This window comes from Achromobacter sp. JUb104 (assembly GCF_024806975.1).
Lineage (GTDB): Bacteria > Pseudomonadota > Gammaproteobacteria > Burkholderiales > Burkholderiaceae_B > Achromobacter > Achromobacter spanius.
The window spans coordinates 1,524,434-1,543,349 of record NZ_JANUEY010000002.1 but is presented as its reverse complement, the minus strand read 5'-3'; the positions used below and the strand labels follow the sequence as shown (position 1 = coordinate 1,543,349).

The 18,916-nt window shown below is 66.0% G+C and carries 16 protein-coding genes; 11 read left to right on the top strand and 5 right to left on the bottom strand.

Translation table 11 applies throughout. The features are described 5' to 3' along the window. Position 1: 1 nt before the first annotated feature. On the bottom strand, positions 2-778 hold the full coding sequence (locus M2361_RS18840; protein ID WP_259251160.1) for an FHA domain-containing protein: 777 nt from the start codon (positions 776-778) through the stop codon (positions 2-4). Positions 779-805: 27 nt separating this feature from the next. Further along, positions 806-1,177 (bottom strand): TssQ family T6SS-associated lipoprotein, encoded by a 372-nt coding sequence (locus M2361_RS18835; RefSeq protein ID WP_100853761.1) that lies wholly within the window; start codon positions 1,175-1,177, stop codon positions 806-808. A 118-nt stretch (positions 1,178-1,295) separates the two neighbouring features. Here M2361_RS18835 and tssJ point away from each other — a divergent pair, with 118 nt between their 5' ends. From tssJ to M2361_RS18805, 6 genes are read left to right on the top strand one after another with little or no spacing between them, the layout of a single operon-like run. Beyond that, a complete protein-coding gene (gene tssJ, locus M2361_RS18830; RefSeq protein ID WP_100853762.1) occupies positions 1,296-1,865 on the top strand; it encodes a type VI secretion system lipoprotein TssJ in 570 nt (189 codons plus the stop codon). A 36-nt stretch (positions 1,866-1,901) separates the two neighbouring features. After that, positions 1,902-3,236 carry a type VI secretion system baseplate subunit TssK gene (gene tssK / locus M2361_RS18825; RefSeq protein ID WP_259251157.1) on the top strand — a complete coding sequence of 445 codons (1,335 nt, stop codon included), beginning with the start codon at positions 1,902-1,904 and terminating at the stop codon, positions 3,234-3,236. A gap of 14 nt (positions 3,237-3,250) precedes the next feature. Then, positions 3,251-4,537: a DotU family type VI secretion system protein gene (locus tag M2361_RS18820; protein ID WP_259251156.1), complete on the top strand. Its 1,287-nt coding sequence runs from the start codon at positions 3,251-3,253 to the stop codon at positions 4,535-4,537. Continuing rightward, positions 4,534-8,160 carry a type VI secretion system membrane subunit TssM gene (gene tssM, locus M2361_RS18815; protein WP_259251155.1) on the top strand — a complete coding sequence of 1,209 codons (3,627 nt, stop codon included), beginning with the start codon at positions 4,534-4,536 and terminating at the stop codon, positions 8,158-8,160. Before M2361_RS18820 ends, tssM begins: the two co-directional genes overlap by 4 nt. 13 nt (positions 8,161-8,173) lie before the next feature. Further along, entirely contained in the window at positions 8,174-8,890 is a 717-nt protein-coding gene (gene tagF, locus M2361_RS18810; RefSeq protein WP_259251154.1) for a type VI secretion system-associated protein TagF, read from the top strand. Positions 8,891-8,916: 26 nt separating this feature from the next. After that, positions 8,917-10,383, top strand: coding sequence for a hypothetical protein (locus M2361_RS18805; RefSeq protein WP_259251153.1), 1,467 nt, complete (start codon positions 8,917-8,919; stop codon positions 10,381-10,383). Between the two features lie 23 nt (positions 10,384-10,406). Here M2361_RS18805 and lysA read toward each other — a convergent pair whose 3' ends face one another. Both lysA and M2361_RS18795 read right to left on the bottom strand, forming a co-directional pair. Next, positions 10,407-11,699 (bottom strand): diaminopimelate decarboxylase, encoded by a 1,293-nt coding sequence (gene lysA, locus M2361_RS18800; RefSeq protein ID WP_259251152.1) that lies wholly within the window; start codon positions 11,697-11,699, stop codon positions 10,407-10,409. Further along, a complete protein-coding gene (locus M2361_RS18795; protein WP_259251151.1) occupies positions 11,696-11,848 on the bottom strand; it encodes an LPS translocon maturation chaperone LptM in 153 nt (50 codons plus the stop codon). The genes lysA and M2361_RS18795 overlap by 4 nt, the downstream gene beginning before the upstream one ends. A gap of 55 nt (positions 11,849-11,903) precedes the next feature. On the opposite strand from M2361_RS18795, the gene cyaY reads away from it, so the two are divergent. Then, complete coding sequence (gene cyaY, locus M2361_RS18790; protein WP_100853770.1) at positions 11,904-12,233, top strand: iron donor protein CyaY; 330 nt, start codon at positions 11,904-11,906, stop codon at positions 12,231-12,233. A gap of 117 nt (positions 12,234-12,350) precedes the next feature. Here the strand turns inward: cyaY and M2361_RS18785 are convergent, their stop codons facing one another. Beyond that, complete coding sequence (locus M2361_RS18785) at positions 12,351-13,031, bottom strand: GntR family transcriptional regulator (protein ID WP_259251149.1); 681 nt, start codon at positions 13,029-13,031, stop codon at positions 12,351-12,353. Between the two features lie 319 nt (positions 13,032-13,350). Here M2361_RS18785 and hydA point away from each other — a divergent pair, with 319 nt between their 5' ends. From hydA to M2361_RS18765, 4 genes are all read left to right on the top strand, one after another. Beyond that, positions 13,351-14,799 (top strand): dihydropyrimidinase, encoded by a 1,449-nt coding sequence (hydA, locus tag M2361_RS18780; protein WP_259251148.1) that lies wholly within the window; start codon positions 13,351-13,353, stop codon positions 14,797-14,799. A 42-nt stretch (positions 14,800-14,841) separates the two neighbouring features. Continuing rightward, positions 14,842-16,284, top strand: a complete 1,443-nt coding sequence (locus tag M2361_RS18775) for an amidohydrolase family protein (RefSeq protein WP_259251146.1) — start codon at positions 14,842-14,844, stop codon at positions 16,282-16,284. A 69-nt stretch (positions 16,285-16,353) separates the two neighbouring features. Next, the gene (locus M2361_RS18770) at positions 16,354-17,958 is read left to right on the top strand and encodes an ABC transporter substrate-binding protein (protein WP_259251145.1); all 1,605 of its coding nucleotides are present in this window, start codon (positions 16,354-16,356) and stop codon (positions 17,956-17,958) included. A 6-nt stretch (positions 17,959-17,964) separates the two neighbouring features. Next, on the top strand, positions 17,965-18,906 hold the full coding sequence (locus M2361_RS18765) for an ABC transporter permease (protein ID WP_230693723.1): 942 nt from the start codon (positions 17,965-17,967) through the stop codon (positions 18,904-18,906). The last annotated feature ends 10 nt before the right edge of the window (positions 18,907-18,916 follow it).

The window sequence follows — 18,916 nt, the reverse complement described above, 5'->3', positions numbered from 1 at the left end:
GCTAGCGGCCCTTGTCGTCGAGCGCTTTCTTCACGGGCGCGGGGCGCAGGAAGCCACCGATCTCGCGCAGGTGATCGGAGGCGGCGCGGCCGTCGGTGGCCTCGCGCGGCCCGCGCAAGGCGTCGTCCACGGGGTGGGTCCGATGTTCAGCCAGCGGGTCGTGGGCGGGCAGGGTGGACGGCGTGCCGTCGGTGAAGACACTGGGCGAGCCGTCACCGGGCGCGTCGAACAGGGCCAGCGGATCGGTGACCGGGCGCGACACCGTGGCGTCGCCGCGTGGCAGATGGCGCAGTGGGTCGTCGGGGTTGCGTGCCGCAGCGGAATCCAGGTCGAAGGGGTGGGTGGATACGTCGGGTGCGCTGCCCACCGGCAAGGTGCCGGGGCCGATCAGGTCGCCGAAGATGTCTTCGGTAGCCGTGGCGGCCACGGGTTCGGGATCGGCCGCGGCCATGACGGCTGCGGTGGCGGCTTCCGCCCGCAAGCGGTAGGCGCCGATTTCCAGTTCATCGCCCGGGTTCAACGGCACTTCCTGATCGCGCGCGACAGGCTGCCCGTTGACGCTCACCGCGCTCATGGTGCTCAGGTTCATCAGGAAGCCCGTGGCGCCCGCGTCATGGATACGGATGGCCGCCTGCACGCGGCAGATCTCGTGCGTGGCATCGGGCAGGGAAAGATGGTTCTCGGGGCTGCGTCCCACCGTGCCACCGGGTGCCGTGAACTCGGCATGCATGGGTTCGAAGGCCGGATCGCCGGCATGTTGGAACACGGTGAGCTTCATGCCTATCTCCTGGGCGCCGGCGGCGCGTCAACGGGTCTGGGCTGCCTTGGCCGACTTGAAGACCGGGCCCCATTGGGGATGCCCCGCTTCATTGGGAGCAAGTTCGAACGAGGGCTGCAATTGCAGGATGCGGGTGAAGCTGTCTTCGCAAAGCTGGTGGTAGCCGATGACGCAGTAGCTAAAGGCTTGAAGCTTCAGCGCCTCGACCCGAATGGACGTGGGCGCGGAGGCCAGGGCATCGGACGTGGCCACGGTACGCGCCACGTCGCCGAAGCGGCTGGCGGCGTATTCGTCGCGAACCTCTTGCAAGGCATCGGCGGCTTGCGGCGACGGCGAGGAACTACAGGCCGCAAGCACCGCAAAAATGGCAATCAGACTGAGACGGACGGGCTGTTTCATGGCACGGGCGTGTCGATTCACGACGAATTGGCTTGGATATTCCGCCGATGATAGCGGCCCTGCGCCCAGGGGTTGCGTCGTGGCGTAACAGACGTGTGGGTTTTATTTCCGAGGGCTTATGAACGCTTTTTTTCACCGGACAAGCTTGGCGGGAGGGTGGCCCCAGGGGCGTTGGCGGCGCATTGCTGCTTGCCTGGCCGTGGGCGGGCTGCTCGTTGGATGCTCGTCCACCGCCAAGCGCGTGCCGGCGCCTTACGCCATCGAACTGCGTGCCGACCCGAAGGTGAACGCCAACGCCAGCGGCAGGCCTTCGCCGGTGCAGGTGACCATCTATGAATTGAAATCGGCCAGCACCTTCGAAGCCAGCGACTTCTTCACCTTGCAGGCCGATGCGCGTGCGGCGTTGGGCACCGAGCTGCTGAACACCGAGCAGGTGATCTTGCGGCCGGGTGATACCAAGGTGCTGCATTACCCCGGCAACCCCGACGCGCGCGTGGTGGGGGTGGTGGCGGCATATCGGGACCTTGAGCAAAGCAAGTGGCGCCTGCTGGTGCAACTACCCGAACCGCAGAACACGAATATCTACAAGGTCTGGCAGTTTTCGCCGAATGAGGAGACGGTGAAAGTCGCGGTGACGCGCGCCGGCCTGGAAGAAGTGGACCGCAGCCGTTCGTGGTGGCCCTTCTAGCAGCAGAAAATCAAACGAGAACAAGAGAACCTGAGCATGGTGAGCAGAGACAAAGTGATTTGGTCGGAGGGTATGTTCCTGCGGCCCCAGCATTTCCAGCAGCTTGAGCGGCATGTGCTGCACGCGGCGACGCGGCAGCGCGCGGCGGCGCAAGGGTTCTTCTGGGGATTTTCCCATCTGTCCTTGGACCGAGATGCTCTGGCGATCGGCAAGCTGGTGCTGACTGAAGCCACGGGCGTCATGCCCGACGGCACGCCGTTCGACTTTTCTGACCCCGCCGCCGCGCCCGCCGCGCTGGAGGTGCCGCCGCAGGCACGCGACACGCGCGTCATGCTGGCGATTCCGCGTGCACGTCCCGGTGCAACCGACGTGATCTACGAAGGCGAAGAGGACACCTTGGCGCGCTATCTGGTGCACGAGGCCGAGGTGGAAGACACCGGCTCGATGGGGCTGGAACCCGCCCTGCTGCAACTGGGCCGTCTGCGGCTGCGTCTGATGCTGGAAGACGAATTGACCGACGACTGGCTGGGCCTGGGCGTGGCGCGCGTGGTGGAGCGTCGTCAGGACAACCGCGTGGTGCTGGACGACGCCTACGTGTCGCCGTGGCTGGCGGCGGGGGAGCACCCGGTGCTGCGGGGGTGGGTCAACGAGCTCTACGGCCTGCTGGGTGCGCGCAGCGAGGCGTTGGCCGAGCGTTTGTCGCAGCCGGGGCGCGGCGGCGTATCCGAAGTGTCCGACTTCATGCTGCTGGAAACCGTCAACCGTTACGTGGGCGCGCTGTGGCATGCGCGCCAGAGCGCCGCGCTGCACCCCGAACGCCTGTTCCACGACTGGCTGATGCTGGCGTGCGATTTGTCCACGTTCACGTCCACCACACGGCGTCCGGAAGTATTGCCCGAGTACGCGCACGACGATCTTCAAGCCACCTTCGCACCGCTGATGCACGAGCTGCGCCGTTCGCTGTCGGCGGTGCTGGAGCAGCGCGCGTTGCAGATCCCGCTGCAAGACCGGGGCCAGGGCGTGCGGGTGGCGCAGATCACGGACCCCGAACTGCTGCAAACCGCCGGCTTCGTGCTGGCGGTGCATGCGGACATGGGTACCGATACCGTGCGCGCGCGCTTTCCCGCGCAGGTCAAGATCGGCCCGGTTGAACGTATTCGCGATCTGGTGCACTTGCAGCTACCCGGCGTGGCGGTGCGCGCGTTGCCGGTGGCGCCGCGCCAGATCCCTTACAGCGCGGGGCACGTGTATTTCGAACTGGATAAAAGCGGCGACTTCTGGAAGCAGTTGGAGCGCACCGGCGCGCTTGCGCTGCATCTGGCCGGCGACTTTCCCGGGCTGACGATGGAGTTCTGGGCGTTGCGGGATTGAACGCGGAGACAGCTATGCATGCATCGGATCACACCCTGTCCGCACCGCCCGGTGGCTTGGGCGACAGCCCTGGCCAGGCTTCCAGCCGGTTGCGGCCCCACGACTACGTCATCAGCGGCACCAACCCGCTGGTGGCGGCGGCCAACCCCTTGCTGGACCTGATTCCACAGATCCGCGCAACGGCGGCGCATCCGTCGCCCGCGATGCTGCGCGAGCACTTGCTGGACGAGGTGCGCCAGTTTGAGCTGCGCGCGCAGCAGGCGGGCATATCGAACGAAACCATTCTGGGCGCGCGCTATTGCCTGTGCACGGCGCTGGACGAAGCCGCGGCGCTAACGCCGTGGGGCGGGGGCGGCGTGTGGTCGGCGCATAGCCTGCTGGTGACCTTCCATAACGAGACCTGGGGCGGTGAAAAATTCTTCCAACTGCTGGCCAAGCTGTCGCAGAACCCGGCGCAACATCTGGACTTGCTGGAGCTGCTGTACTACTGCCTGCTGCTGGGCTTTGAAGGCCGCTACCGCGTGATGGACAACGGCCGTTCGCAACTGGAAACGCTGCGCCAGCGTTTGCTGCGGATTCTGCGTGGTGCGCGCGGCGAGTACGCGCTGGCCTTGTCGCCGCATTGGCGCGACGAGCCCGCGCAGACGCCGTTGCGCCGCTTGCCGGTGCCGCTGTGGGTCTTTGGTGCGCTGGCCGCCGTGCTGGCGCTGGCCTTGTACTGGGGGCTGGGCTGGCGGCTGGGTAGCCAGTCGGACGGGGTGTTTGCATCCATCAGCCAGCTTAAGCCGCCCGTGGTGCAGATTGCGCCGGTGGCGGTGAAGCGGCCCGCGCCCACGCCGCGCCTGGCGGTGTTCCTGGCCCCCGAGATCCGCGACCAGTTGGTCAGCGTGCGCGACGAAGTCGACCGCAGCGTGGTGGTGCTGCGCGGAGACGGCGTGTTCGAGTCCGGCGCGAGTTCGGTTCGTGATCAGTACTTGCCGGTGCTGTCGCGCGTGGCGGACGCGCTGCGCGAGACGCAGGGCAACATTCTTGTGCGCGGCTACACCGACAACATACCGATGCGCAGCGCGCGCTTTCCGTCCAACTGGCATCTGTCGCAAGCCCGCGCCGACGCCGTCAAGGACATGCTGGAACAACGCCTGGGACAGTCGGCGCGCGTGCGGGCCGAAGGGCGCGGAGACGCCGACCCGGTCGCGCCCAACGATACGGCGGCAGGCCGTGCGCTGAACCGCCGCGTGGAAATCACGGTGCTGGTGCCGCCCGCCCCGCATGAGGGCGGCGCACAAGGGGGCCAAGAATGATCTATCGATTGTTCGGATGGTTCTTCAGCCGGCGCGTATGGAATTTCCTGGGGCTGGTGGCGCTGGCGCTGCTGATCTGGATTGCGGGGCCGCTGATTGCGGTGGGGACTGTACGGCCGCTGGAAAGCCAGGTGGTTCGCATCATCGTGATCGTGGCGATGTTCGCGATATGGCTGCTGCGGTGGCTGTGGCGCAAGTGGCGCGAAGGGCGCTTGAACGCGCAATTGCTGGGCCAGTTGCGTCCCCGGCCGCGCGCCGAGAAAGCGGTGGAGGAGGCTGCCGAGAACGACGAGATCCGTCAGTTGGAAGCGCGCTTTGATGAAGCCGTTGAACTGCTGCGCAAGACGCGCTTCGAGAATCGCGGCAAGCGCCGTCCGCTGGATCGGTTTTCGAAACAGTACCTGTACCAACTGCCCTGGTACGTGATCATCGGCGCGCCGGGGGCAGGCAAGACCACGGCCCTGGTGAATTCGGGCTTGAACTTCCCCTTGGCCGAGCGCTACGGCAAGGTGGCCCTGCGCGGCGTGGGCGGCACGCGTAATTGCGATTGGTGGTTCACCGACGACGCCGTGCTGCTGGATACGGCGGGGCGCTACACCACGCATGAAAGCGATCCGACGGGGGACGAGGAAGAGTGGCGCGGCTTTCTGCGCCTGCTGACGAAGTACCGGGGCCGGCAGCCGATCAACGGGGCCATGTTGACGGTCAGTGTTGAAGACCTGCTGTCGGCGTCCGACGCGCAAAGGGCGCAGCATGCGGCGGTGTTGCGGCGTCGCTTGCAGGAACTGCGCGAGCAACTGGGCATCGCGTTTCCGGTGTACGTGCTGGTGACGAAGACGGATCTGCTGTCCGGCTTCGAAGAGTATTTCGCGTCGTTCAGCCGCGACGAGCTGGCGCAGGTGTGGGGCTTCACCTTGCCCTATGCGCGCACGCAGGAGCCCGATTTCGATCTATACGCGGCCTTTCATGCCGAGTACGCGCTGCTGCAACGGCGGCTGGACGACGCGCTGCCGGAAGTGGTGGCCGCCGAGGAAGACCCGTCGCGGCGCGCGCTGGCCTATATGCTGCCGCAGCAGTTCGCCGGGTTGCAGAACATCCTGGGCCATTTCCTGAGCGATGTGTTTGCAACGTCGAAATTCGAAGCGCGCGTTATCCCGCGGGGCGTGTACTTCACCAGCGGCACGCAGGGCGGCGAGACCTTCGATCAGGTAACCGGGCATCTGAAGCGCTATCTGCGCATCGATGGCGCGGCCGCGCCCGCGTCCAGCGTGCCGGGAGAAGGCGAGGGCCGCAGCTACTTCCTGAAGAATCTGCTGCGCGATGTCATCTTTCGCGAGGCGGGCCTGGCGGGCCGTAACCTGCGTTGGGAACGTCGTTATCGACAACTGCATTGGGCGGGCTATGGCGTCGTCACGGCGATGTTCGTGGCGTTGATTGCAGGCTGGGCGCTGAGCTACCGCAACAACTCGGGGTATGTGGAGGAAGTGGCGCGCCGCGTACCGGCGGTGGAAAAGCTGACGCGCGACATCAAGATCACGCGCACGGGCGATGTGCTGGGCCTGATGCCCTTCCTGGACAGCCTTTGGTACCTGCCGCGCCACGAGAGCTTTGAAATCGACCAGCCGCCGCTTGCCTACCGCTTCGGGCTGTATCAGGGTTTCAAGCTGCAAGCCGCCGCGCAGGGGGTGTACGACAACACGCTGGATCAGGTGCTGTTGCCGCAAGTAGCGCGGCGCATCGAGGCCGCGCTGCGGGATGCGTCGGCCAGCGATCTGGAGTATTCCTACGAAGCGTTGCGCGCGTATCTGATGCTTTACGAGGCCGACCGCTACGACGCGGAGTTCATGCATGCGTGGCTGCTGTCGGACATGCAATCGACGTTGCCGGACGGCTACACGCGCCGCCAGTACGAGCAGTTGTCGCTGCACTTGCGCAACCTGACGCAGGGTCACGTGCTGGCCTCGCCTTTCCCGAAGGACGAGGCGCTGGTGGCGCAGGCGCGCGAGAAACTGGCGCGCTACACGCTGGCGCAACGCGCCTACAGCCGCTTGCGCCGGACGCTAGCCAATACCGATATCGCTCCTGAAAACACGGTGGTGACGTTGGGCGGCGCGCAGGCCAGCGCCGTGTTCGTGCGCAAGAGCGGCAAGCCGTTAAGCCAGGGCATTCCGCCGCTGTATAGCTATCGTGGCTATTGGGATGTGTTCAACAAGCGCATGTCCAGCGTGGCCGAGGTGCTGCGGTCGGACGATGCGTGGATCTTGAACATTCCCGCGCCGGGCGTGCTGGACCAGGCCGCGCAACGCCAACTGGTGGCGGGCATCAAGCGCCTGTACATGAATGATTATGTGGCGCAGTGGGACGCCTATCTGAATGACTTGCAGTTGGCGCCCAGCAAGTCCTTGCTGCAGAACATCCAGATGGCGCGCACGCTGTCCGCGCCGGAATCACCGCTGGTGCAACTGGTGCGCGGTGTCGCGCGCGAAACATCCTTGCTGCGCGACTCGGCCAAGGATGATCGATCGCTGGTGGATCAGGCGCGCGACCGTGTCAGCAGCACGCGTGAAGCCTTGGAGCAGATGTTCGGGCCGACGGGGCCGGGCGCCGCCGCGCGCGCGGATGCGTCGGATGACAAGCTGGAACGCATTGTGGATCAGTACTTCGAGCCGTATCGCCGGCTGGCCCAGGGCGAAGGCGGAGCCGGGGGCGCCGCGCCACCCATCGCCGCCACCACGGGCCTGATCAATGAGCTCTACACCTATCTGACGGCGGCGGATGCGGCGTTGCGCAGCGGCAGCCCAACCCCCAGTTCGGATTCGGTGACCAAGCTGCGCGCGGAAGCCGGACGCTTGCCAGGACCCTTGCGCGATGTGCTCAATGCTTTGTCGGTGAATGCGTCAGGCGAAGTGTCCGATGTGGCGCGCGCACGCATGGGCGAGACGGTGTCCGCCACCATCGGCGTGTTCTGCGGCCAGTCGGTGGCGGGGCGCTATCCGTTTTCCAGCCGCTCCACGCGCGACGTGGCCCCCAACGACATGGCGCGGCTGTTCGCGCCCAACGGCTTGATGGACGACTTCTTTCAGAAGAACCTGGCGACGCAGATCGACGTGTCCGGGTCGCGCTGGCGTTTCAAGCCCGGTGTCGATGGCCGGCAAGGCGGCAGCTCGGCCACGTTGGATGCGTTCCAGCGCGCGGGCGTCATCCGCGATGTGTATTTCATGGCGGGTAACCCGCTGCCGTCGTATCGCGTGGCCATCCGGCCGGTGGAGATGGACGCGGGCATCACGCAGTTCGTGATGGACGTGGACGGCCAGTCGGTGCGTTACGCGCATGGCCCGCAGGTGGCGACCACGGTGCAATGGCCGGGGCCTCGGGGCAGCAACCAGGTGCGGATCGAGTTGACGCCGCAAGTCGGCGCGGCAGGCATGACGACCTCGGGCCCCTGGGCGCTGAACCGCATGCTGGACCGCGCGCAGTTGCGGCGTGGCGCGTCGCCGGAGATCACCTTGGCCACCTTCGATCTGGGTGGGCGCAAGGTGGTGCTGGAGATCACCGCCAGCAGCGTCAAAAGCCCTTTTCATCTAGCCGAGATGCAGGCTTTTGCCTGCCCCGGCGCGTCGTGACCAGGACATCGACATGGACCTAGGAGTGGAGAGCGGGCAGGTAGGCTGGTACGGCAAGATCCCGGCCGCGGGGGACTTCGTGCACCGGCGTTTACCGCGTGAACTGATCGCGTGGTGGGACCACTGGTTGCAGTTCGGGCTGGTGGCGCTGAAGCAGGCGCCGGACGCCACGGCGGCGCGCAGCTTTGCGTCGGCACCAATCTGGAATTTCGCCATTCCGGCAGGGCCCGGCGCCGGCGTGGCGCAACTGGGCTGCATCACGCCAAGCCGCGATCGCGTGGGGCGCGGCTATCCCTTGTGCGTGGTGGTGGCGCTGCCGCCCGCGCAATATCACAGCAGCATGCTGGACGGCGCCAGCGACTACTACCGTCAAGTGGGCGCCAGCATGCTGGCGGCCGTGCGCCATGGCTGCGCGCCGGAGCAGTTTGACCGCAGCCTGCAGCAGGTACGCATGCCTGCCGCCTCGCCAAGCCCGGTCGCGCCGCGCGCGGGCAACGACATCATGGACATCTTGCGCGCGGGGCTTGAGCAGGAATCGGCACCCTTGGCGCGCCGCGCCTTGAATGCGTGGCCCGACTTGCCTTTCTGCTTCAACCCCAGTTCGCACACCAGCTATTGGTGGACCAACCAGGCGGACGGCGCGGCGTTGCAAACCTATGTGCATGGCGGTGCGCTGAACGCCACCTTGTTCGCCAGACTGTTCTCGTCGCTGCCGACGTGGCGGCCATGAGCCCGATCGACCCCGGAGGACCGCGCATGACACCCGCTTCCATCATGCCGCCCGACTCGGGCGGGGCCGGTATTCCCGTCCTGCCTGTCGACCCGCGCCTGGAAGATCTGATGCGCTTGCCGCCGGGCCGCAAGCGCCAGAACGAGATCACGCGCATTGTTGCCGGCTTGGCCGCGTCGCTGGCGCCGCTGCATGCGCAAGGCCGGGTGCATGGCGGTATTCATCCGGCCGCGGTCGGGTTTGATGGGGGCGCCTCAGACGGGGTCGCCGCAGACCGGTGCGCCCTGAACAGCGTCGGCCTCGACGCATCGGGCCAGGCCATGCTGGCCACGCCGCCGGTGCAGCCTGCGCCGGATGCCGAGGACGCGCCTCGCCATGCCGGCTTTGCGGCGTTCGAGCAATACACGGATGATCCGGCGTATCCCTGTGGCCCGTGGACGGACGTGTACGGGTTGGCGGCGCTGGCGTACTTCCTGGCAACGGGCAGCGCGCCGCCCAGCGCGCTGGCGCGTCGCGTGCGCGATGATTGCCTGCCCCTGGAGGAATGGGGCGCGAACGAATACGACAAGGCGTTTTGCGACGCGGTGGACAGCGGTTTGGCGATGCCGGCGCATGCACGGCCGCAGACGGTGGCCGCGTTCGCGGCAGCGATGGGGGCGTTGCCCCTGCGGGAGCCAACGGTCTTGCCTGTCGTCCCGCCGACGATAGCCCTGCCTGTTGATGAGGAGCCGAAGCTTGCCGAGGCCGACCCGGTGGCGCAGACGTCGCCGGAGTATCCGCCTCGCCGCCGCCCACGAGCCATGCCATGGATACTGGCGTGCTTGTTGCTGCTGGCCGCAGTCGGGGTTGCCTGGATGCAGATGTCGCCTGCACCTGTCCAACTGGCCGCTACGCCGCAGGCATCAGCGCCTACTCCCGCACCGATCCCGGCGCCGCAGCTTCCTGAAGCCGCGCCCGCCGCGCAAACGCCATCCGAAGCCCAGCCAGAACGTCAGCCCACACCTGAGCCCACACCTGAGCCTGATGCTCGGCCTGAACTTCAGCCCGCACCTCAGCCCACACCGCCGACCGACCTTCAGTCGGCACCCGAGTCTGCGTCTCAGCCGTCGTCTGCCCCGGAGCCGTCTCGCGTTGACTCCGACACCGGTGGCGGCGCACCCGCGTCGGCGCCCGCTGCCGCTGCCGAGGCTTCCAACAACGCGCCGACGCCCGCCACGACCGCAGCGCCCACCACAGCGTCCGAAACCCCGCCTGATGCAGCACCCAAAGCCGCGCCCAAGGCAGCGCCTGTCGCAGTGCGCGTGGCGGTGCGTCCGTGGGGGGAAGTGCTGATCAATGGCCGGTCACGCGGCGTTAGCCCGCCCTTGCGCGAGTTGTCTCTGACGCCGGGCCGCTACCAGGTGACGGTGCGCAACGCGTCGGCGGGCGAGCACCGCATGACATTGACCGTTGCGGCGGGCAAGCCCGCCTCGATCTCGCACGAGTTCAAGTGAAGGGGTGAACGGCGGACGCCGGCTCAAGGCAGCGTGGACTCGCCCTTGAGCAGATCGTCCAGCGTCTCGCGCTGGCGCACCACGTGATAGTGGTCGCCATCCACCATGACTTCAGCGGCGCGGGCGCGCGTGTTGTAGTTGCTGGCCATCGCCATGCTGTAGGCGCCCGCGGATTCCACCGCCAGCACATCGCCTGGCTTGATCGCCAGCTTGCGCTGCCTGGCCAGCCAGTCGGCGCTTTCGCACACCGGGCCCACGATGTCGTATTCCACTTGATCGCCCGCGCGCGGGCGAAGCGCTTGCACGCCGTGGTAGGCCTCGTACAGCGCGGGGCGCAGCAGGTCGTTCATGGCGGCGTCGACAATGGCGAAATTGCGCGCCTCGGCGTGCTTCAGGTATTGCACCGTGGTCAGCAGCACGCCTGCGTTGCCGACGAGCGAACGGCCCGGCTCCAGCACCAGGTGCAGATGCCCCTGTCCGCGCGCGTTCAGGCGTTCAAACACGCGGTCCAGCAGCGCCTTGGGTGACGGGGGTGTTTCATCCGTATAGCGGATGCCCAGGCCGCCGCCCAAGTCCAGATGGGCGATGCGGATCCCGTCCTGATCCAAGGCGTCGATCAGGTCCAGCAACTTTTCCAGCGCATCGAAATAGGGACTGATGTCGGTCAGTTGCGAGCCGATATGGCAATCGACGCCCACGATATCCAGGCCCGGCAAGGACCGCGCGACGCGATAGGCGTCCAGCGCCGACTCGATGGCAATGCCAAACTTGTTTTCTTTCAGGCCGGTGGAGATGTAGGGGTGCGTCTGCGCGTCCACATCGGGGTTCACGCGCAGCGACACCGGGGCGCGCACGCCAAGCGCTTCGGCAACGTCGGACAGACGGTGAAGTTCCGCTTCGGACTCCACGTTGAAGCACTTCACCTTGGCCGCCAGCGCGTCGCGCATTTCCCAGGCTTGCTTGCCCACCCCGGAAAACACGATCTTGGACGGGTCGGCGCCCACCGCCAGCGCGCGCTTGAGCTCGCCGCCGGACACGATGTCAAAGCCCGCGCCCAGCCGCACGAATTCCTTCAGTACCGCCAGATTGGAATTGGCCTTCATGCCGTAGCAGACCAGCACGGGGCGTTGCCCGATGGCGCTATGGTAGGTTTCCCAGGCGGCTTTGAGGGCCGCGCGGGAATAGACGTACAGCGGGGTGCCTAGCCCATGCGCCAGATGGTCCAGCGGCACATCCTCGGCGTACAGTACGTTGTTGCGGTACTGGAAATAAGGATGGCCGGCCAGCTCGGGCGGCAAGGGATAGGCTGACGTCATGGAATCGAGGGCGCTGGCGGAATTTGCGGCGCGGGCTGCGAGCTCGACGGCGGCTTGCCGTCAGGCGTCGGCATATATAAAGGCCCCTTGTACCCGCAAGCCGCCACCATGCCGGAGGCCACAAGCGTGGCTACAATGCGAAGAGCCATGCGGCTGAATGCCAATTGGAACACTGGGAACTCCGTAATTCTTGCAGGCTCGATTATGACCGAAACCGAATTTCTTGCGTTGATCGACCAGGTGCTGGACAGCATCGAAAGCCAGGCCGATGACTGGGCGGCTTCGCTCGACGTCGATGTAGAAACCAGCCGCAGCGGCAATGTCCTGACCATGGTTTTCGAAGATAACACCCATGTCGTCGTAAATAGCCAGGCCGCCATGCAGGAGCTCTGGGTGGCCGCGCGCAGCGGCGGCTTCCACTACCGCTACGACGGTCAACACTGGCACGACACCCGGGGCGGCCCGCAACTGCCCGACGCCTTGTCCCAGATCTGCTCGGCCGCGGCCGGCGTGCCCGTGACGCTGAAACTCTAAGGCTGGCGTACTCGGCAAGTAAAAAGGCCGGCCCTTATCGGCCGGCATTCAGGCTATTGATAAGCCCCAGGTTTTACGACCTGGGGCTTATTTTTTCGCCGGCTTTGTGGACGGGGGTCAGAACTTGAAGACTTCTTCCAGGTCCACGGACTCTTCCACCGATTCCAGCTTCACGCTTTGTTCGATGTGCTCCAGGTGATGCAGCGTCAGTTCCTCGGCGCGTTGGGCGTCGCGGGCCGCGATGGCTTCGGTGATGAGCTCGTGCTCGTCGTCGCGGCAGCTGGTGGCGGTGGGCAGGTTGTACAGGAAGATGACCAGGCAGGTCAGCGTGGACAGTTCGCGCATGGTGCGCGCCAGCTCGCCGTTGCCCGCGAGTTCGCTCAGCAGGATATGGAATTCCCCGGCCAGCCGGATGATGGCGCGCTTGTCGTCGCGCTTGCGGGCATCGTGTTCCAGGACCACGTGCTCGCGCAGGCGCGCCAGCTTTTCGGGCGTGAGGTTCTGCGTCAGGCGCCGCACCACGGCGGGCTCTATCAGCCTGCGCGCTTCAAAGACGTCGCGCGCCTTTTCGATGGACGGCTTGGCCACGTACGCGCCACGCTGGGGGAACAGTTCGACGATCTGTTCGTGAGCCAGGCGCGCAAGGACCTCGCGGATGCGCGGCCGGCTGACTTCGAAGATTTCGGCCAGGCGCTCTTCAACCAGCTTGGTGCCGGGCTTGAGGCGGTTGTCCAGGATGGCGCGGTAGATGCGTTCGTAGATGCCGGTGACCGAAGTTTCGCGTTTGTCTGATGCCATGGGCTCGTTCTTGGTTTGCGCGTGAGATGCCAGGGCAGGATCGCCGCCGTGGGTAATGAGCGGTGCCTTGCCGCTTGTAGGGCTCATGTTGTTAGCAACATGACGGATGAACGTGAAGATACCCGATCAGCCGCCGCCGTTGGAGACGCGGCTTAAGGTGCAGTCCGAAATAATGTTAACAATTTACGGTTGAAATGTATATTTCAGGGTAATCACTAGAGTAATCATTCTTGTATTCAGACTAGAATCCGCTCACAACATGTCCATCCCGGCCGCGCTTTCGCGGTGTGGAAAGGGCGGATCAGACGGGCTGACGCATATGACGAAGCAAGGTTTTGATCTGGTGCTGCGCGACGCGGTGCTGGCGACCGCCGGCGACACTTGTCGCGCGGATCTGGGGATATCGGACGGGCGCATCGTACAGATCGGGCACGGCCTGGCGCCGGGCCTGTGCGAAATCGACGTGGCCGGGCGGGTGGTGACGCCGGGCGGCATCGACGCCCATTGCCACCTGGACCAACCGATGGCGCCGCCCGTGAAGTTGGCGGACGACTTCTTTACCGGCACGCGCTCGGCCGCCTGCGGTGGCACGACCACCGTGATCCCGTTCGCGGCGCAGCGCAAGGGCGGCACCGTGCAGGCCGCCATTGACGACTACCACCAGCGCGCCGAAGGCCGCGCGTGTGTGGACTATGCCTTCCACCTGATCCTGACCGACCCCACGCCGGCCGTGCTGGCCGAGGAACTGCCGCGCCTGATCCAGGCCGGCTACACCTCGTTCAAGCTGTACATGACCTACGACGCGCTCAAGCTGTCTGACGGCCAGATCCTGGACGTGCTGGACGTGGCGCGCACGCATGGCGGCATGGCGATGATCCATGCCGAGAACTCGGACTGCATTGCCTGGCTGACGCGCAGGCTGGAAGCCTCGGGCCGCACCGCGCCGCGCTTTCATGCGGTGTCGCGGCCGACCTTGGTGGAGCGCGAGGGGGCGCATCGCGCGATCGCCCTGTCCGAACTCATCGACGTGCCCATCCTGCTGGTGCATATCTCGGGCGGCGAAGCGGTTACGCAGATCCGCGAGGCGCGCGCCAAGGGGCTGAATGTCTATGCCGAAACCTGCCCGCAATACATTTTGCTGACCGCCGCCGACCTGGGCACGGACGATAGCTATGTCGGCGCGCGCTGCGTATGCAGCCCCCCGCCGCGCGACAAATCCAGCCAGGAAGATATTTGGCAGGGGCTCGCGGACGGCCTGTTCACGGTGTTCTCGTCGGACCACTCGCCCTTCAACCTGACGGGCGACGACGGCAAGACGCCCGGAGGCAAAGAGGTGGCATTCCGCCATATTCCGAATGGCATCCCCGGCATCGAAACGCGCATGCCGCTGCTGTATTCGGAAGGCGTGCTGGGTGGGCGCATCAGCCTGAACCGCTTTGTGGAACTGACCGCCACCCAGCCCGCGCGCGCCTATGGCCTGTACCCGCGAAAGGGCACGCTGGCCATCGGCAGCGATGCCGACTTGGTGATCTGGGACGAGCGCGAATTCACGCTCAGCAACGAACACCTGCACCACGCGGTGGACTACACGCCGTACGCGGGCATGACGCTGCGGGCGTGGCCCGCGATGACCCTGTTGCGCGGACAGGTCGTGTGGGACGGCGAGCGCTTTGCCGGCGCGCCGGGCCAAGGAAAGTTTTTGCCGCGCGGGCTGCCCAGCCTGGCGCCACCCAGCGCCCGCAAGGGCGCGCGGCCCGCCTGGCGTTAGCGCGCCACACGGATACCCATGATTCATTCGGAGGATATTGCGTTGAAAACTACCCTGATCAAGAACGCCGACGTTGTGGTTGCCTGGGACGAGACGCGCCAGCGGCACGTTTATATGAAGAACGCCGACGTGGCGTTCGCGGATGGCCGCATCACGCACGTGGGGCCGGGCGCGCAGGCGGCGGCGCCGGATGCGGAAGTCGTCAGCGGCAGCGGCATGATGGTGATGCCGGGCCTGGTGGATATCCACAGCCATCTGGTTCATGAACCCATCAACAAGGGCTACACGGACGAGACCGGGTCGGCGGGCCTGTACAACTCGAACCTGTACGAGTACATGCCCACGATGGAAGGCGACGATGAGGCCGCGCCCGCGCAACTGACGCTGGCCGCCGCCGAACTGCTGATGTCCGGCGTGACGACCGTGGTGGATATGTCGGTGGCGCACGAGCACTGGATCGACATCATGGTGCAGAGCGGGCTGCGGGCCTATATCGCGCCCATGTTCCGCTCGGCGCGCTGGTACACGCGCAACGGCCATGTTGTGGAATACGACTGGAACGAGAAGGCCGGCGAGGCGGGCATGGAGCGCGCACTGGCGCTGATCGACAAGGCCGAGGCCCACGCATGCGGCCGGCTGACGGGCATGCTGGTGCCGGCGCAGATCGACACCTGCACGCCGGAACTGCTGAAGGCCAGCCACCAGGAGGCGAAGCGCCGTGGCATCGGCTGGCAGACGCATGCCGCGCAGTCGCTGCCGGAATTTCACGAGATCACGCGCCGCCATGGCCTGACGCCGGTTCAGTGGCTGCACAGCCTGGGCGTGCTGGACCCCGGCAGCATCGTGGGCCACGGCATCTTCGTGGACGACCATCCGAACACGCACTGGGGCACGGCGACCGACCTGTCCATCCTGTCCGAAACGGGCGCCAGCGTGGCGCACTGTCCTACGGTCTTCATGCGCCGGGGCATGGCGCTGCGCGACTTCGGGCGCTATCGCCGCGCGGGCATCAACCTGGGCATCGGCACGGACACGTATCCGCACAACATGATCGAGGAAATGCGCCACGTGGGCTACCTGGCCCGCCTGATGGCGCAAACGCCGCGCGCCGTCACCACGGGCGAAGTGTTCCACGCCGCGACCGTCGGGGGCGCGAAGGCGCTGGGCCGTGACGACCTGGGCCGCATCGCGGTGGGCGCGCGCGCCGACCTGGTGATGGTGGACATGACACATCACTTGATGCGTCCGTCGCGCGACCCGGTGCGCAGCCTGGTCTACGCCGCCGCCGACCGCGCCGTGCACACCGTGTACATCGATGGCCACCGTGTGGTGCACGAAGGGCAGGTGCATTCGCTGGATTACCGCAAGGCAGCCGAGCAGGTGGATGAGGCGCAGCGCCGCGCCGAGGCGCTGGTGCCTTCGCGCGACCTGGTGGCCGGCCGCAGCGCCGAACAGATGTCGCCGCTGTCGTTCGACATCGTCTGATCCGATCGCAACCCCACTCGAAGGGCCGGCACAGGCCCCGTTCATCCATAAAAACTTCAAGGGAATGACATGGCTTATCTGAACGCTGAACGACTTGAAACCCGCTACGGCCTGGGCCGCGTCGGCGCCGCGCTGGCTTGCGCCGCCGCCATGGCCTGGGCGCCCGCGCAGGCGGAAACGCTGACCGTGGTGATGGCCAGCAAGCTGACGGTGCTGGACCCCGTGCTGACGGCGTCGCACCAGACGCGCAATCACGCCTACATGATCTACGACACGCTGCTGGCGACGGACGCGAACAACAAGGTCCAGCCGCAGATGGCGGACAAGTGGGAGATCTCGCCGGACGGCAAGACCTACACGTTCACGCTGCGCGACGGCCTGAAATGGCATGACGGCGCGCCGGTGAAGGCCGAGGATTGCGTGGCGTCCATTCAGCGCTGGGCGCAGTCGGACAAGACCGGCCGTCAGCTCATGCCGCTGGTGGCGTCGATGGACGTGGTTGACGACAAGACCTTCAAGATCGTGCTGAAGGAGCCCGCGGACGTGTTGTCGGCGTTGGGCAAACCCAGCGGCCTGCCCAGCTTCATGATGCCCAAGCGCGTGGCGCAGACGCCGGTGGCGCAGGCCATCACCGATTACACGGGGTCGGGGCCCTTCAAGTTCGTGCAGAAGGAATTTCAGCCGGGCGTGAAGACGGTCTACGAAAAGAACACGGACTACGTGCCGCGCAAGGAGGCGCCAAGCTGGACGGCGGGCGGCAAGGTGGTCAACGTGGACCGCGTGGAATGGGTGGCCATGGCCGACCCGATGACCACCGTGAATGCCCTGCTGGGCGGCGAGGTCGATTACATCGAGACCGTGCCTTTCGACCTGGTGCCGATGGTGAAGAGTTCGCCGGATCTGACGTTGCGGGTGCTGGACAAGATGGGCTATCAACCCATGTACCGCTTCAACCAGCTCAACGCGCCTTTCGACAACAAGCTGGTGCGCCAGGCTGCCATGTACGCGGTCGGCCAGGACGACATCTTGAAGGCGCAGGTCGGCGATCCGGAATTCTTCAAGACCTGCGGCGCGGTGTTCGGCTGCGGCCTGCCGTATTCCAGCGATACCCGGGCCGACATGATCGTGCCGTCCAACATCGACCGTGCGAAGGCGCTGCTGAAGGAAGCCAAGTACGACGGCACGCCGGTGGTGGTCCTGCACGCCACCGATATCGCCATGGCCTCCGCCATTCCCGTGGTGATGGCGCAGCAGTTGCGCCAGGCAGGTTTCAACGTGCAATTGCAGGCCATGGACTTCATGACCATGCTGTCGCGCCGCGCCAACCGCGACGTGCCGGCCAAGGGCGGCTGGAGCATTTTCGTGACCACGTGGCACGTCAGCGAAATCATGGATCCGCTGCGCAACTATGGCGTGTCGGCCAATGGCGAGAAGGCCTGGTTCGGCTGGCCGACGGTGCCGAAGGTGGAAGCGTTGCGCGACCAGTTCCTGGTGGCCGCGACGGAACCGGAACGCAAGCAGATCGCCGAGCAGTTGCAGGACGTGATGCTGGACGAAGGCGTGGCCATCACCTTGGGCCAGATCGAGACGGCCGCGGCCTACAGCAAGAAGCTGTCGGGCGTGCTGGAGTCACCCGCGCCGGTGTTCTGGAACATCAAGAAAGCCAGCCGGTAAGCCAGCATGTTCAGCTACCTACTCAGACGCATCCTGGCAACGGTACCCGTGGTGTTGACGGTGGCCGTGCTGGTGTTCTGCCTGCTGCGGCTGACGCCGGGCGATCCGGCGCTGATGCTGGCGGGCGATGCCGCCACCGAGACGCAACTGGCGCAGATCCGCGAGCACATGGGGCTGGACAGGTCGCTGGCCACCCAGTTTTTCTTGTGGAGCGGGCAGGTGCTGCAGGGCGATCTGGGTGTGTCGCTGCATTCGGGCACGCCCGTGACGGCGATGATCAGCAGCCGTGTGGGGCCGTCGCTGGCCCTCGCGCTGTCGACCATCCTGCTGTCTACGCTGATCGCCGTGCCGCTGGGCGTGTTCGCGGCCTGGCGGCGTGGCACCCGCGCGGACCGGGCGGTGATGGCGTTTTCGGTGCTGGGCTTTTCGGTGCCCATCTTCGTCACCGGCTATGCCCTGATCCTGTTGTTCGCCATGAAGCTGGGCTGGTTGCCCGTGCAAGGCTATAAGTCGCCGTCGGCGGGCCTCTGGGCCTTCGGCATGCACCTGCTGCTGCCCACTCTTGCGCTCAGCACGGGCTTTGTCGCCCTGATTGCGCGCATCGCGCGCAGCAGCGTGCTGGAGGTGATGGGCGAGGACTTCATCCGCACCGCGCGCGCCAAGGGCATTACCGAACGCGCCGTGATGATGGCGCACGCGCTGCGTACCGCGGCCGTTCCCATCATCACCGTGATCGGCGTCAGCATCGCGCTGCTGATCAGCGGGGTGGTCGTCACGGAGTCGGTGTTCAACCTGCCCGGCCTGGGCCGGCTGGTGGTCGAGTCCGTGCTGGCCCGGGATTATCCGCTGATCCAGGGGCTGATCCTGCTGTTCTCGCTGGTCTACATCGGCGTGAACCTGACCATCGACGTCTTGTACTCGGTGTTCGATCCGCGCATCCGTTATTGAAGGAATCCGC

Excerpts from the sequence above, each read along its gene's own strand:
- M2361_RS18795 (WP_259251151.1), bottom strand. The coding sequence starts at position 11,848 with ATGGCTCTTCGCATTGTAGCCACGCTTGTGGCCTCCGGCATGGTGGCG.
- M2361_RS18765 (WP_230693723.1), top strand. The coding sequence starts at position 17,965 with ATGTTCAGCTACCTACTCAGACGCATCCTGGCAACGGTACCCGTGGTG.
- M2361_RS18785 (WP_259251149.1), bottom strand. The coding sequence starts at position 13,031 with ATGGCATCAGACAAACGCGAAACTTCGGTCACCGGCATCTACGAACGC.
- tssJ (WP_100853762.1), top strand. The coding sequence starts at position 1,296 with ATGAACGCTTTTTTTCACCGGACAAGCTTGGCGGGAGGGTGGCCCCAG.
- hydA (WP_259251148.1), top strand. The coding sequence starts at position 13,351 with ATGACGAAGCAAGGTTTTGATCTGGTGCTGCGCGACGCGGTGCTGGCG.
- M2361_RS18840 (WP_259251160.1), bottom strand. The coding sequence starts at position 778 with ATGAAGCTCACCGTGTTCCAACATGCCGGCGATCCGGCCTTCGAACCC.
- tagF (WP_259251154.1), top strand. The coding sequence starts at position 8,174 with ATGGACCTAGGAGTGGAGAGCGGGCAGGTAGGCTGGTACGGCAAGATC.
- lysA (WP_259251152.1), bottom strand. The coding sequence starts at position 11,699 with ATGACGTCAGCCTATCCCTTGCCGCCCGAGCTGGCCGGCCATCCTTAT.
- M2361_RS18820 (WP_259251156.1), top strand. The coding sequence starts at position 3,251 with ATGCATGCATCGGATCACACCCTGTCCGCACCGCCCGGTGGCTTGGGC.
- cyaY (WP_100853770.1), top strand. The coding sequence starts at position 11,904 with ATGACCGAAACCGAATTTCTTGCGTTGATCGACCAGGTGCTGGACAGC.
- M2361_RS18835 (WP_100853761.1), bottom strand. The coding sequence starts at position 1,177 with ATGAAACAGCCCGTCCGTCTCAGTCTGATTGCCATTTTTGCGGTGCTT.
- M2361_RS18805 (WP_259251153.1), top strand. The coding sequence starts at position 8,917 with ATGACACCCGCTTCCATCATGCCGCCCGACTCGGGCGGGGCCGGTATT.
- tssM (WP_259251155.1), top strand. The coding sequence starts at position 4,534 with ATGATCTATCGATTGTTCGGATGGTTCTTCAGCCGGCGCGTATGGAAT.
- tssK (WP_259251157.1), top strand. The coding sequence starts at position 1,902 with ATGGTGAGCAGAGACAAAGTGATTTGGTCGGAGGGTATGTTCCTGCGG.
- M2361_RS18770 (WP_259251145.1), top strand. The coding sequence starts at position 16,354 with ATGGCTTATCTGAACGCTGAACGACTTGAAACCCGCTACGGCCTGGGC.